Origin of the sequence: Anaerosphaera aminiphila DSM 21120 (assembly GCF_900129925.1) — a bacterium.
In the GTDB taxonomy this organism is placed as follows: Bacteria; Bacillota; Clostridia; order Tissierellales; family Peptoniphilaceae; genus Anaerosphaera; species Anaerosphaera aminiphila.
This window is the reverse complement of sequence record NZ_FQXI01000007.1, coordinates 61,636-73,987: the sequence shown is the minus strand read 5'-3', so window position 1 is coordinate 73,987 and position 12,352 is coordinate 61,636. Positions and strand designations below refer to the sequence as shown.

The window sequence follows — 12,352 nt, the reverse complement described above, 5'->3', positions numbered from 1 at the left end:
GTCTTTATAAATAATGTTCATTATTTAAAACTGTTCTCGTATATATCAAAAAATTGTGTTATTTGACTTCCCTGCTTTCGTACATCCTCATTATCAGTATTTAATTGCCATCCATAAGTTTTGTATTCTTCCCAATTTTTCTTACTGATTGGTTTTAAATCATACTCTTCTTCAATAGCTGTAAATCCTTCTGTATAATCAATAATGGCTTGGTTAAAAGCTTTGTCAGTATCTTTAAAAATTGGCATTCCGTCCTTATTAGTCCCTATGGCATAAGCTTCGTTACCACTTTTTAAAAAATCACCACCAAGCTTACTTATATCATATTCTCCTACTACTTCACTCTTGGAATTCCCACAAGCAGTTAACATTAAAATCATACATATTGTAAGTATCATAATAAAATACTTTTTCATATTTTACCTCCATAATTTCAAGTTGTTATTACGCATTAATATACGGCTATGACGTTAAATATAAACTATGTGTCGTTACTAAATCCCAAATTCTTTAAATCATCCTTACAAATTGGAATTCGTTTGATATGGAATACGCTCATTAGCTTTAGCGTAAATGTTTTGAAACATCTACTGATTGTCTGAATTGATTTGAATCAATCCATTACTATTAGCGCAGTAGAAATAAATAAAAACTAGTATAATTCCAATTGTTCCATATATAGCATCAACGATATCTACAGTATTAATAAAGCTCATTAAAGTCTCGCAAATAAAATTAGCCACAATCATAAACGCCCCCAAAATAGATACAAAACGAAATTTCACTCCAAATGTCAGCCACGAAGAACCTATCGCGAGATAAGCTAAGAGACTTAATGAAAAATTTGATATATGAGATGTTATTTCAGGATTTATTACTACAAAATTACTGTTAAAAACATTCAACCATCTTATGAGAGTCAACACAAAGCCAAAGCAAACTAATAGTAATTGTACAATTCTATATGACTTTTTCATTTTATACTTCATTTTCAATAGTACACCTCAAAAGAAATATAAATAATCCGCCGTTCAATATATTTTAGCAAATTCCCATTTATAGTTTTGTTCATAAATATTTCTTGTGACGCAATATTCTACAAATACGACATAAACTTCTATTATCCTTCACATTGAAAAACGTCCACTCTCCATATTATTGGATATCCTTTAGCCCACATCTGAATAACATTGACTTGCTCTATACTATCAACTGTAATCAATGTTTCATCTCCATAATTAGCACTAGAAAAAACATATTCGCTACCTTTTTTTAAGTTCAAAGTAAACCATTTGATATGTCCTTCTTTAGTTAAATAATTAGTTAAAATCTCTTGTTCTAGTTCAGGAGTCAGCTTACCTTTAAAAACTATTTCCATTGTGTTATTATTAGGAACTTGTTTTCCAAATCTTTGCCCAGATTGAATACCTTCCACATCATCTTTCCAAAGTCTCATTTCAAATTCATCTGTATTTTTTAGAACTTTTGAGACTAACCCTAGCCACCATTCATAACTTTCAAAAATTGGCGCTATATTATTTTTTGCAACTTTACCATATTTAACCATAAATGTTATATTATATTCCACACATATACTCACTTTCTTAAAATACTATCACTTGGATATAAACTTAACGGCAAATTTATATACTCTAACATGATGCAAATTACAAAAATTCCTTCACTACATAAGTGTTGGATCTGCTTGAAACCATGTTTGAATTTCATTTATTTCGTTATATTCTTTAATCCAAGCTACACCAAAAATAAGTATTTTCGACTTAGTTACAGGAAATATAGAATATCCTATGCCATTATTTAAATATACACTATCATAATCATAGCTGCTTATCCTTTTTCCGTCTAGATAATATGTATCACACTCAATTCCAATAGACAGCTTGATATTGTCTTGATAAATTGATCTACATTCTAATCTTTCTCCTGATTCATTTCTATACTCTACCTTACGATAATCAATTCCTTGTAAAGTACAATAAATTAAATGTGGAAATTTATCATTTTCATACTCTACCATTATTTTAAACCTACCGTTAATATCCGGAAATCTAACTGGATCAACATCTAGTTTAACTGCTTTATATTCTAGCTCAACAGCATTATCAAATATCCTAAAAACTCCCAATGGAGTTATCAATTTTGACACTCTATCACCTTCATTTTTTACATTTTTTCTATAAAAGTTTACTTAAACTATTGATGTGTCTTTTAGCTTCTTCTAAACTTTCCCCTGTTAAATTCATAAATAGTTCTATTGCTTCTGCACTTTTATCCTTTGAAATTAATTCTTTTAAATCAGTATCTAAAACATGCTCACCTTTTGTCCCATCTTGATTAATATAGAATCCATCAATAATTTCTCTAATCCCTCCACCAAACCACCAATTATTAGATTCAATGAAGCTGATGAATTTATCTACAAATTCTTCTTCCGTTACTTCACTTGGAACCTCTACAGCCCCTTGAATTTCAAATTCTTTTCTCATCACCTATTCCTCCACTTATAACTAAATGTACTATACCTATTTTTTATTATAATAGTTTAAGTCTTCGCTTAATGGGAAACTTTCCTTAAAGTCATCGACTATTTTTCTCTCTCTACTAATAATTAATGTAAGTGAACTGTCCCAAGGAATAATTTCAACAGTTGCCAAAGGATGTTGTATAGAAATTGGATTTTCCCAAAATCCTGTATATTCCTCTGCATAGGGTAGAGGATACTCTAATACTTCATCTAATGTTATGCTCTTATCAAATCCCGATAAAACTGCCCAAATCCACTGAAAGTTTTCCTTTTCAACAATTCTAGTTAATTCGCTACCGCTTAACCAACAATATTCATTAGATAAAATTTCAGCAAATTGTTTTGTAGATGGATAGCATACGCAATCAGTGATTAGCCAATTATAATTTTTCTGAACATTATTAATTGCATTAAAAACTTTATATAAATCAGTATAATATTGTTCTCCTTTGTTTATGATTGCCCCATACATTCTTACATTCACCCTCTACAATATAATTCATCCATATATTATATTCTCCAATAAACTCCATCAGGTAATCTGCATAGATAGCCTGGTTGTTTTTCTTTTATCTTTCCTGTTTTTAAATCTCTAACAATTACATTTTCATTATACTCTGGATTCTCATGCCATTCTGATAAATACAAATCATCTCCATCACGAAACAATAATGTCTCAGTTGGTCCTACTTGAATTTCTCTATTATTGGGCCAGATAATTTCAAGGATACCCTCATTTTCATCCCTCGTAAGAGTGATAGGTGATACCTTTAACATAAGATTGTAACAGTCTTTAACAATTCCAAGTGGTAACTCTTTTATCAGTTCAATTATTTCTACATTTGGTAAATAGCTATATATTTGTATTCTCTGAATATTAAAATCAACAGACAGAAAATATAGCTTACCATTATCCCAGACTGGTCCCTCAATATATCTGTTTTCTTGAAGCTTAAATGGACTGTATACAGTTCCTTCTGGATAATGAATTAAGTGACAAGTCATGCCCGAAAAGTCCTTTCCAGATTTGACTATTTCCTCTGCTTCATACAAATCACAGAAATAGTCTTTGCTCCCTTTACAATAATACCACTCTGATGTACCTTCTATTGGTTCGGGATATAATTCTGATATACCCTCTATTTTTATTATATTCATCTGTTTTCTCCTATTTTATAAGTGCAAATAAATCTAACAACTTAAATTATTTTTTTCCCATACAAAGATATCTACTCTACATCTTCATCCAAAATCCATGGCAACCTAATTTCAGATATCTCTATAATTAAATAAGGTTCTCCCATTTTAGGATTAGGACAAGGATTATTTAAATCTGAACCTTTAAACACTCTTACCTCAATTCCATCCGAGTTTAATATCAACTCATCTTTATCCATAGTACCTTTAACTGGATAATAGGATGTATATCCCATCTCATTGTCCATCTTGTCATATTCTAATGGCATAATTTCTAATGGAAACCCTATGTCTAAACCAAATTCTTCTAAGAACTTAGATGTTTTAGGATACTTTTCTTTGAAAGTTTTATAATAGTTTATACAATAAGCACAGTCACATTGGCTTTCGTACTTGAATCTATATTCTTTTGTAAAATCATAATCAAAATTTATATCTAAGCCGTACAAATATGTCCCCCCTATATAATACAAAAATACTAATATAACAACTTATAGAGAACACTTGCTTAGCTTTAGTATATTAAAAACCTTGTTTAGTGTCCATAGTTATATACTAGCACCAATCCGCTCCATACCATATTTGAATTTTGTTCTATTCTTTATCTTATAAATACCAATTTAATCTTGTCTTATCATCACAAACAACTGCCTCCCAATTCAAAGTTTGAACAGTACTAGCAATATTCTTTTCCCTTGTAAGAAATAGAGTACTAAATGAGTCATATAAACTTAAAAAAGCAAATTCAAAATTTTCATCAACTAGCATTAATTCACCATTACTTATATCACATATATCTAGAGTAGTTGTTGTTTTAATTTGCAGTATACCACTCTTGTTCTGAGTAGGTGCTGAGAAGTAAAGATTATTAGCGCCCTTTGAAGAAATCACATTTAAAAAATCTTTAATTAAAAGTGGCGACAGACTGTCTTCAGATGGATAATATATGTTTCTTTTTAGGTTTATCTTTTCCATTAAATCAATTCTTGAATATTCAGGTTCTAGTGCTAAAATTGAAGTTTTTAAAGCCACAGCAAGTTCTTTATGATTACTAAAACTACTTTCTTGCTCAATAGTTTTCCATGAGATAGCCTTACCATATCTTAATATTTCCTCGTCAGATGGATATTTTACTTCAAACCAATTTTTCTGTTTGAAACTCACCCAATTTGATGGCATTTGAATGAATGGGCTAAGTATTATTGCTGCTGACTTAAAATTCCTCGGGAGTTGATTTATAATCGAACTCTTATCATCAAACCAAATATAATCCATATCATATCTCCCCTTTTTATTCTCTTGGTTCATATAAATTTACTGATGCGACACCTAATTCTACCCAAATATATTATATCATATTAATCCCTTAATATTTCTTTAATAAGATTACTATATAATCAACAAAACTACCCAATACAGAATAATCCCTATACTGGGTAGTTTCGTCTTATTCTTTTACTTTATTTACTGCATACTTTATAAACTCTTCAGGTGTAGGTATGTCTCCTTTTGATGGTACTTGTTTTTGATAAGCTACTATAACTCCATCATCAGCTGTATTGCTATATGCATGGTCTAAAGCTTTCTGCATCTCTTCTTTTACAGAAACGCCGTGTTTCTTTGCTACTTCACGGTAAATCTTTCTCATACTCATTTGTTTCTCCCTTCTTTTTTATCGATTAACAAAAGTTATCCCTTAAAATCAGCAATTAATTCTGCTGTAATGCAGTTAAACTCTCCATCATTCATAACAGTTATCTTATCCATAACTGATTGTGTAAGCTCCAAAAGTTCAGTTTCAACTTTTCCCAAATGAGTTTTCATTTCTGCAAGTTCTGAAAGCAAATCCGTTCTTGTGCCTGTGTTGTAGATACATATTAAATTCCTTTCTTCTACGGTAAATTTACTCATTAATCATCGCTCCTTTTCAGTACCTATTTGAGGTATTTTTTTCTGTTTATCTTTTTCTATGAAAGGCTTTGTTTTAAGTTGTTCCACTACAGAAGATTTCTTTTCCTTTCTTTCTGCTACAGTAGGCTTATTATTGATAATACCGTCCAGTTGGTTATAATTTTGCTCTACTGATTTTTCAGCTGTTTCTAAGTAGTTTCTTTGAGGAAGAAAGTGTGGTTGTTCAACAAAACCAAAGCTATCAACGTAATGAAAAGATATCCTATCATTCACCTTTAAGGCAATGATGTCGCTAACAGAAAGGGAATGTCCCTTAAAATCAGTAGGGTGGTTTATATTAAATTGTTCATAGAGCTTGTTAAGGGTTTGATTTTGATTTCTGTTATAATTTGTTAAGGGTGCGGTATAGATAATTTCATAGTTATCATGGTCTACAGAATTACCATCACTTTGTAATCGCTCTAATCCTTCAAAGCGATAATCCCTAAATTCCTCGCCACCTTTAAGCTGATAAATTGCAAAGGAGTCAGTTGGAGTTTCTAAAAATCTCTGTTCAAGTTCCGATACAGAAGATTTTTCTTTGTCTTTCATGGTCTCATAATCTTGTAATTCTATCCAGTCAGTACGATGAATCCCAAATATCCCACTGTGATTATCAATATCCTCACGGTCAAAAGCCATTGCCTCAGTATCATCTTCATAAAGTAGGTACACTGACAAATCTTGTTCAAATAATTCTGCGGCACGTTCTCTTGATAGTGGTAGCATCTCATCATCTAAATATCCGTAAGAATTGCGGTCTTTAATGCTTATGTCAGGGTCAGGCAAAGGATAGGTATGTTCTTGTATTGGTATCATAAAATCAGATTCTTGTTCCTTTTCTGTCCCAGTAAAACCATTTTCCCCTTCTTTTATTGATTGTGATGCGTTAATATCATAAGTTTCTACTGTTTCCAGTACTCCCTTTGCCTTAAAGGAATATAGCTCTTTATGATTAATGCCATTAATAATTAAGTGATCTAAAACTTTAATCCCTAATAGTTTTCCAGTATCCTCTAAGCGTCTGGTAATGTTAATGTCCTCTGTACTTGGAGTTAAATCTCCAGATGGGTGGTTATGGCATAAAATAACCGAATTCGCTTTGTTAATGATGGCATTTCTAAATACTTCCCTTGGGTGTACCAGTGAGCTATTAATCGTCCCAACGGACACAACTTCATGGTCAATAACACGATTCTTGGTATTGAGAAATGCTACGACAAATGCTTCCTTATCATAAATATTATCCATCACCGAATGAAAAAAGGCAGATGCACTTTCAGGTGAATTAATTACAGGGTTTCGAGTATTGATACCACGGCTCATTCTATATAAATCGAGAAAGGCTTGATGTTTTTCCCGTTGAACTGGAGTAGCAAGGAGCTGTGTAGCATTGTCCACCAACGCATTTAATCCCTTTCTCTGGGCATATTCTATAGCGTCATCCTCCTTTACGCCGATAATTCTTGAAAAGGCTTGAATATATCGAAGTTCATCAGTAGTTGCCATCTTCATCCACCTCCTGTCTATCCGCTAAATCCATAAGCAAGAACAATTCCTTTAACTTTTCAGCATCCTCTTCACTATTAGTATATTTTTGTGGGTTTTCATGTAACTTTAGTATATCTTCCGTACTTACTTCAATGTCTAAAATCGTCTTAACCAGGTTTTTAATACTCATGCTTTACCTTCCTTTCTTTGTAGGAAACTCCATTTTAAAATTCACATATTTACCACCATTATCATTGAGAATGATAATGGCATCATAGGTTTTACCTGTTCTTTCAGAGTAACAGCCTTTTAATACTACTTTGCCATTTTTCAAAAGTTCTCTTGCTATGGTCTTGGTTAATTTCTTTTTCTTGGCAGTAAAAAACTTATTTTCTTTCCATAGAGCAAAACCACAGGCTCTGTTTTCACAGCAAAATCCTTTCTTGTTTTCTTTTACATGACTACCACAGCGAGGACATTTGCCAATAGATTCTCCTTTGGATTTTGAAGAAAAAAGAGTATTTGCACCATCAATTATCTTATAAGTGGATACAAGGTCTTTTGTCATATGGGATATACCATCTAAAAAGGTCATTGGAGAGAGTGTTCCATGTTCAATTTGCTTTAGCTGTTCCTCCCATTCAGCGGTAAGTTGTGCTGATTTTATGACTTCCGGTAAAACTGTAATCAAAGCAATTCCCTTATGAGTAGGAATAAAGTGCTTTGTCTTTTTCTGCCCCTTACGCTCTGCTAATCCTGTTTTAATGAGTTTTTCTAAAATTCCTGCACGGGTGGCTGGAGTACCAATGCCTTTACGCTCTGTATCATCTACTGCATTGTTTGAATTTTCCATAGCAGAAAGTAGGGTATCATCGGTAAAATGCTTTGGTGGACTGGTCTTTCCTTCCTTAATTGTAGCCTTTGCAGTAAATAATTCACCTTGGGTAATAGGTGGCAGGGTAGTATCTTTTTCTTCTTGATGTTGTTCCTTTTTAGTATCAAGATATATTTTCTGAACTGACTTCCAACCATCCTCAAGTATGGTTTTTCCCTTTGCTGTAAATATTGCACCACTATATTTTGCAGTTATAAGGGTTTCTGCATAGCGACAGTTGTCTTCAACTGCACAAACTAAACGTACGGCGATAAGGAGTAAGACTTCTCTTTCACCGAAGGGAAGGGAGTGAATATCATAGTTTTCTACACCCAGAGTAGTAATAATCCCATGATGGTCACTTACCTTGCTATTATCAATTATTTGTCCTGTATTGATAGATAGTTGTACATCTTCAGGCATAAAAAATCCTGCTGTCATTTTTACCAAAGCAGGGATACTGTCTTTCATATCCTCAGTAACATAACGGCTGTCTGTTCGAGGATAGGTTACTAATTTCTTTTCATAAAGACTTTGAACATATTCAAGGGTCTGCTCTGCTGTAAAGCCCAGCTGTCTGTTTGCATCTCTCTGCAAGGTAGTAAGGTCATAGAGTTTAGGTGGCTTTTCTGATTTTTCCTTTCGTTCCACCGATTCAATGGTTATATTCTGACCATCACAGGCATTGCGTAAAGTTTCTGCCTCCTGTTTTTCTTGAAGTCTTTCTCCTGATAGAGTAAGATTGCCTAAATCAAGCTGTACGATATAGAAAGGCGTTGCTTTAAAGTTGGTGATATTTTCCTCACGCTCCACCATCATGGCAAGGGTAGGAGACATGACCCTACCTACATTTAAGGTCTGCCCATAGAGAAGGGAAAACAGTCTGGTGGCATTAATGCCTACAATCCAGTCTGCTTTGGCTCGGCAAAGGGCAGATTGGTAAAGCAGTTCATAATCTGATCCATTACGAAGATTTTTAAAACCCTCAGCAATGGCACTTTCCTCCATTGATGATATCCAAAGCCTTTTAATAGGCTTTTTACAAGAGAGCTTTTCATATACCAATCGGAAGATGAGTTCTCCTTCACGGCCTGAATCTGTTGCAGCAATAATTTCATTAACATCACTGCGTTTCATCAGTTCTCCGATAATTTTCATCTGCTTTTCTTTTCCCTTTGAAATGACATATTTCCAATTAGAGGGTAAGATAGGCAAATCTTCATACTGCCACTTGGCATACTTGTCATCATAGCAATCAGCAGAGGCAAGTTCCACCAAATGCCCCACACACCATGACACAAGATAGCCCTTGCCTTCCATATATCCATCTTTTCTGCTATCAGCACCGATTACAGTGGCAATACTTTGAGCTACAGAAGGTTTTTCCGCTATAATTAATTTCATTATTTTTTCTTCCTTTCTTTATGGGTAGGGGTAGGCTCTTTTTTATTTATAGAACCATCTCTTTTTTTACGCCTTTTATTATTAGGGGCAGGAGATGTTTTCTCCCGCCCGTATATAGGTTTTTGTACCATCATTTTTTCATAAACACTATCTGTAAAGTAGGTCATTAAATATCCTCGCTTTCATCTCCTTCATCCTCATCCTCAATTTCGTATTCATACTCATCGTCATCATCTTCTTCAAAATCATATTCATCAAGTAATGTATTGCCTTTGGTATTTCCTTTATTTTTCAGAACCTTGAAATAGTAAAATCCACCACCTGCTATACCTACAATCAGTAAGATAAGCAATGTACTTCCTGCAGTATTACCTTTCTCTTCCTTAATTTCAGGTTCAGAAGTAGAGGTTGTAGCCTTTCCTGTACATTTAGTAGGGTCATTCCTGCAAAGAGGACAATTTGGGTCTACCTTTCCATCTTCACAAAGTTCGGTACAGTTACATACTTGTGATATTTGAGGCTGTTCTGGGGTTTCTCCTTCAATAAGTGCAAGTAAATCTGCCTCATCCACAAGGTTGAGGAAGTAGACATTTTCTTTGTCTTCAGCCCGGTCGATTACTAAGTAAAAATAGTTTCCGTTCTTGGAAACAAGGGTCACGAATTGCTTATCCTCGGCTTCTTCCTCTGAAATATCGTCTACAAGGGTGAGATTACCATCGGGAGTGAGAGGAGCAGGGTCAGTTTTTGATGTTTCAGTTTCTTCAGAAATATGTGGAATTTCTTCACCACCACCTGCAAAAGCTGTTATTGGAAATGCTAGTAAGCAAAGAAATACTGCAAATAAAGTAGCAAAGATACGAATCTTAATTTTCTTCATGGTTTATTTCCTCCTGTTTTTGAATGAAAAAAGACGCATCGTTTTTTTCTCGATACGCCTTTAAAAATTCAGATAGTTCACTGGTGTTCATTTTGGTACTGCGAACAAGTTCTACAATCTCCGTATTTTCAAGTTCTGTTTTCTTTCGCTCCAATTCTCGTAGCTTACTCTGTAAAACAGATATTTTTTCCTTTGTTTTTGCTATTTCTAAAATAACTTTTTCTTTCTTTTTACTCATTGAATCCCTCCTAATCCAAACGCCCATAGGCATAGAAATGTTGTGTCCAATAGGTGCTATTTACAGAGGCATACTGTATGGGGTTTCCGCAGTGGATCATCATGCCATTTCCAACGTAAATACCAACATGAGATACTGCACCACTGCTTGCATAAGTCCCTGTAAAGAAGATAATATCTCCGGGTCTTGCTTCACCTGGTGGTATTATGGCACATTGATTAAAAATACCTTGTGCCGTTGTCCTGCTAATATTATAAACTCCTGATTCTCTCAGTACCCAACATACAAAGCCAGAACAGTCAAAACTGGTAGAGGGGGAACTGCCACCCCATACATAGGGATAGCCTAAATACTTTTCCGCCTCATGAATAAGAGCAGCAAAAGCAGGGTCAGTCAGTGCATCTGGTGGTATATCATAATCTGTATATTCACCCATATTAGGAGCATAAATATTACCCTCAAACAAGTAAGACTTATTACCTTGGGTTTCCATATACACACTGAACATTTCATACTGCTCCCCAGTTAAATGACTGTCAGCAATAATACTGATGTCTTTATTCTTCAGAGTAATATGAAGAATGTAATAGTCATAGGGAACTTCTACCGTATAAGTGTCACTGTGGGTATTCCCCTCCTCATCTGTCCATGTATCAGTACGTGTTTCTGTTCGATAACGTACTTCTATTTCTTCATGGGTAGTAATGGAGTATTGTTCATCAAACAAGGCTCTAAGTTCATCCTGTACCTCGGACCTTTTATATACCTGTAACTTTGCCGTCAGATAAGAGGCTAGGGTAAAGGGATTGTGTCCGATTTCATCTAAATGGTATTGGTATTCGTCATAACCTGGATATTCGGTTTCTATATTGTCAATGCGTGCCTGTAATGCCCTTTCCAGTAGGGTATAATCATCATCTACTGCTATTATGTCCTCGTCCTCAGAAGTGTAAGAAGTACCTACTATACTTTGAAAACCGCCCTCCATCATTATGGAGCAGGAAGATATTGTACTTATTAAAAACATAAGGACTGCCCCAATGCCAAGGGCAATCAAAATGCCCTTTTTATTTCTGACAACAAACTGTGTAATTTTTTCAGTGGTACTTGTTGTCTTTTTTACTGCTGTTTTTGTATTCTTAGCTGTTTGGTGAGGTGACTTAGCACCTTTTCCATACCGATTTGCCATGTATTGTTTTTTAATTGCCTGCTTTTGCTGCCAACGGGATATTGGATTGGTGCTAACTTTGGGATTATCTCGTAAACTCTTTTTATAAAGATAATTCACCTCTACTTTAACTGTCTGATTTTCTACTTTGGCAAGATTCCGGTAGGGTTTCAGCTTATGACTGCGATAGGCACTGTGTATTCGTCTTGCTCCAAACTCCATGCCTTGCTCTGTCTTATGAGCTGCCTCCACTCCTACATTGTCCTGTTCACCTTCACGGATCTCCTTATGAATTTTATTAAGCAACTCCCTCTGTGGAATTGTCTTAAAAGAATGGGATAGTTTAGAGGGTGGCTTTGGTTTATCTGTCTCTTCAAAATATAAACGCACCTTTGCTTTGCCTGTTTTGACATCAAAAGTACGTTCCTTATTGATATGTTTTTTCTTTGGGATTTTTTCCTGTGCCTTTTCTAATTTATCCGCTGCCTTTTCTGCTTTCTTCAAAGGCTTTTCAAGTTCAGGGTCGGCACGTTCTTCATCAGTAAAGGTAAGCCTTGATACCTTTCCAGCAGGACGGAATGGCCTTTTACTCTTTTTACTCATAAAAT

General features: G+C 34.4%; 17 protein-coding genes. All 17 read right to left on the bottom strand.

All coding sequences use genetic code 11. From position 1 onward, the window contains the following. Positions 1 to 20 precede the first annotated feature (20 nt). Positions 21 to 416, bottom strand: coding sequence for a hypothetical protein (locus tag BUB47_RS05945; protein WP_073184682.1), 396 nt, complete (start codon positions 414 to 416; stop codon positions 21 to 23). A gap of 704 nt (positions 417 to 1,120) precedes the next feature. Beyond that, positions 1,121 to 1,588, bottom strand: a complete 468-nt coding sequence (locus BUB47_RS05935; protein WP_073184681.1) for a hypothetical protein — start codon at positions 1,586 to 1,588, stop codon at positions 1,121 to 1,123. Positions 1,589 to 1,684: 96 nt separating this feature from the next. Next, positions 1,685 to 2,167, bottom strand: coding sequence for a hypothetical protein (locus BUB47_RS05930; RefSeq protein WP_073184680.1), 483 nt, complete (start codon positions 2,165 to 2,167; stop codon positions 1,685 to 1,687). A gap of 28 nt (positions 2,168 to 2,195) precedes the next feature. Further along, positions 2,196 to 2,507 carry a hypothetical protein gene (locus BUB47_RS05925; RefSeq protein WP_073184679.1) on the bottom strand — a complete coding sequence of 104 codons (312 nt, stop codon included), beginning with the start codon at positions 2,505 to 2,507 and terminating at the stop codon, positions 2,196 to 2,198. 36 nt (positions 2,508 to 2,543) lie between these two features. Continuing rightward, positions 2,544 to 3,017, bottom strand: coding sequence for a hypothetical protein (locus tag BUB47_RS05920; RefSeq protein ID WP_073184678.1), 474 nt, complete (start codon positions 3,015 to 3,017; stop codon positions 2,544 to 2,546). A 38-nt stretch (positions 3,018 to 3,055) separates the two neighbouring features. Next, positions 3,056 to 3,703 carry a hypothetical protein gene (locus BUB47_RS05915; protein WP_073184677.1) on the bottom strand — a complete coding sequence of 216 codons (648 nt, stop codon included), beginning with the start codon at positions 3,701 to 3,703 and terminating at the stop codon, positions 3,056 to 3,058. Positions 3,704 to 3,774: 71 nt separating this feature from the next. Continuing rightward, positions 3,775 to 4,191 carry a hypothetical protein gene (locus BUB47_RS05910; RefSeq protein WP_073184676.1) on the bottom strand — a complete coding sequence of 139 codons (417 nt, stop codon included), beginning with the start codon at positions 4,189 to 4,191 and terminating at the stop codon, positions 3,775 to 3,777. A 157-nt stretch (positions 4,192 to 4,348) separates the two neighbouring features. Beyond that, positions 4,349 to 5,017, bottom strand: a complete 669-nt coding sequence (locus tag BUB47_RS05905; protein ID WP_073184675.1) for a DUF2711 family protein — start codon at positions 5,015 to 5,017, stop codon at positions 4,349 to 4,351. Positions 5,018 to 5,189: 172 nt separating this feature from the next. Then, positions 5,190 to 5,396 carry a sporulation initiation factor Spo0A C-terminal domain-containing protein gene (locus BUB47_RS05900; protein WP_073184673.1) on the bottom strand — a complete coding sequence of 69 codons (207 nt, stop codon included), beginning with the start codon at positions 5,394 to 5,396 and terminating at the stop codon, positions 5,190 to 5,192. 35 nt (positions 5,397 to 5,431) lie between these two features. Then, positions 5,432 to 5,653 (bottom strand): transposon-transfer assisting family protein, encoded by a 222-nt coding sequence (locus BUB47_RS05895; protein WP_073184672.1) that lies wholly within the window; start codon positions 5,651 to 5,653, stop codon positions 5,432 to 5,434. 3 nt (positions 5,654 to 5,656) lie between these two features. Further along, on the bottom strand, positions 5,657 to 7,201 hold the full coding sequence (gene radC / locus BUB47_RS05890; RefSeq protein ID WP_073184670.1) for a RadC family protein: 1,545 nt from the start codon (positions 7,199 to 7,201) through the stop codon (positions 5,657 to 5,659). Further along, positions 7,188 to 7,373 (bottom strand): hypothetical protein, encoded by a 186-nt coding sequence (locus BUB47_RS05885; RefSeq protein ID WP_073184668.1) that lies wholly within the window; start codon positions 7,371 to 7,373, stop codon positions 7,188 to 7,190. The genes radC and BUB47_RS05885 overlap by 14 nt, the downstream gene beginning before the upstream one ends. A 3-nt stretch (positions 7,374 to 7,376) precedes the next feature. Next, positions 7,377 to 9,461 carry a DNA topoisomerase 3 gene (locus BUB47_RS05880; protein ID WP_073184666.1) on the bottom strand — a complete coding sequence of 695 codons (2,085 nt, stop codon included), beginning with the start codon at positions 9,459 to 9,461 and terminating at the stop codon, positions 7,377 to 7,379. After that, entirely contained in the window at positions 9,461 to 9,628 is a 168-nt protein-coding gene (locus BUB47_RS09990; RefSeq protein ID WP_159430538.1) for a hypothetical protein, read from the bottom strand. The genes BUB47_RS05880 and BUB47_RS09990 overlap by 1 nt, the downstream gene beginning before the upstream one ends. Next, complete coding sequence (locus tag BUB47_RS05875; protein WP_073184664.1) at positions 9,628 to 10,338, bottom strand: DUF4366 domain-containing protein; 711 nt, start codon at positions 10,336 to 10,338, stop codon at positions 9,628 to 9,630. Before BUB47_RS05875 ends, BUB47_RS09990 begins: the two co-directional genes overlap by 1 nt. Then, a complete protein-coding gene (locus BUB47_RS05870) occupies positions 10,325 to 10,576 on the bottom strand; it encodes a DUF4315 family protein (RefSeq protein WP_073184663.1) in 252 nt (83 codons plus the stop codon). The genes BUB47_RS05875 and BUB47_RS05870 overlap by 14 nt, the downstream gene beginning before the upstream one ends. Positions 10,577 to 10,586: 10 nt before the next feature. Next, the gene (locus BUB47_RS05865) at positions 10,587 to 12,347 is read right to left on the bottom strand and encodes a C40 family peptidase (protein ID WP_073184661.1); all 1,761 of its coding nucleotides are present in this window, start codon (positions 12,345 to 12,347) and stop codon (positions 10,587 to 10,589) included. Between the last annotated feature and the right edge of the window lie 5 nt (positions 12,348 to 12,352).